The sequence below is a fragment of the Arthrobacter sp. 9V genome, assembly GCF_902506065.1.
Taxonomy (GTDB): Bacteria; Actinomycetota; Actinomycetes; order Actinomycetales; family Micrococcaceae; genus Arthrobacter.
This window is the reverse complement of the sequence record NZ_LR733044.1, coordinates 1-1,346: the sequence shown is the minus strand read 5'-3', so window position 1 is coordinate 1,346 and position 1,346 is coordinate 1. Positions and strand designations below refer to the sequence as shown.

Annotated in this window: 2 protein-coding genes; one reads left to right on the top strand and one right to left on the bottom strand. The window is 68.9% G+C overall.

From position 1 onward, the window contains the following. A partial coding sequence (locus tag BACI9J_RS23660; RefSeq protein ID WP_159736746.1) for an ABC transporter ATP-binding protein occupies window positions 1-608 on the bottom strand: 608 nt, incomplete at its 3' end. 243 nt (window positions 609-851) lie between these two features. Here BACI9J_RS23660 and BACI9J_RS23655 point away from each other — a divergent pair. Beyond that, a partial coding sequence (locus tag BACI9J_RS23655; RefSeq protein WP_442858673.1) for a DsbA family protein occupies window positions 852-1,346 on the top strand: 495 nt, incomplete at its 3' end.

Genomic DNA, 1,346 nt, shown 5'->3' with positions numbered 1-1,346 from the left:
CCCATGGTCAGTGCCTCGGTCTGGTCGTGCGTGACGTAGACCGTGGTGACGCCGAGACGACGCTGCAGCGACGCGATCTGCGTGCGGGTCTGGCCGCGGAGCTTGGCGTCGAGGTTCGACAGCGGCTCGTCCATGAGGAACACCTGCGGCTGACGGACGATCGCACGGCCCATCGCGACGCGCTGACGCTGACCACCGGAGAGCGCCTTCGGCTTGCGGCCGAGGTAGTCCTCGAGGTCGAGGAGCTTGGCGGCTTCCTGCACGCGGGTGGCGCGCTCTTCCTTGCCGACGCCGGCGATCTTGAGCGCGAAGCCCATGTTCTCGGCGACGGTCATGTGCGGGTACAGCGCGTAGTTCTGGAACACCATCGCGATGTCGCGGTCCTTCGGCGGGACGTCCGTGACGTCGCGGTCGCCGATGCGGATCTGACCGGAGTTGACCTCTTCGAGGCCGGCCAGCATGCGGAGCGAGGTGGACTTGCCGCAGCCCGAGGGGCCGACGAGGACGAGGAACTCGCCGTCGGCGACGTCCAGGTCGAGGGAGTCGACCGCGGGACGGTTGCCTCCGGGGTAGAGACGGGTTGCCTTGTCATAGGTGACGGACGCCATGAGCGTTCGGTCCTTCCTTCACCGGCAGGTACGTGCCGGACGATCCGAGTGAAGCGGTGTGCCCGTACGGGCCCCGGACAGTCGTCGTCGACTGTCGAGCTTCATACAACACGAGTTCACCCGGGTGCGCCAGTGTTTTCCCCCTTGGTCGGCTGCTTCCCAGAGCGCCCCACTACAATCGCCGGGTCCGTCCGCCGAGCAGGGGAACGCCGAGCGGACACCGATCAGGAGGACGACGCACCGATGAACAACCGCCCCGAGGGTGCTGCCCGCGCCGCGCGGAACGAGCGCCGTGAAGCCGCCCGCCAGCGAGCCCAGCGTGCCCGGACCCAGCAGAAGCGACGCCAGCGCGGTGTCCGGCTCGGACTGCAGATCGGGCTCGGGGTCGTGCTCCTCGCCGCCGCGACGATCGTCACGCTCGTCCTCGTCGACTCCGTGAAGCCCGCCGGGCCCGGACCGTCGACGATGTCGCAGGGCGGCATCACGATCGGACAGGACCTGAAGCCGGTCACCGCGTCCGCGTCCGGATCGGCCTCTGCCGCCCCGAGCAACACCGAGACCGACGGTGCCGGCACCGTCCGGATCACCCTGTACGTCGACTACCTCTGCCCCGGCTGCGGCCAGTTCGAGCGGGCCAACGGTGACTACATCAAGGACCTGGTCGACTCCGGGGCGGCCACGGTCGACATCCACCCGGTCGCGATCCTGTCGAACCGCTCGCAGGGCACGAAGTACTCG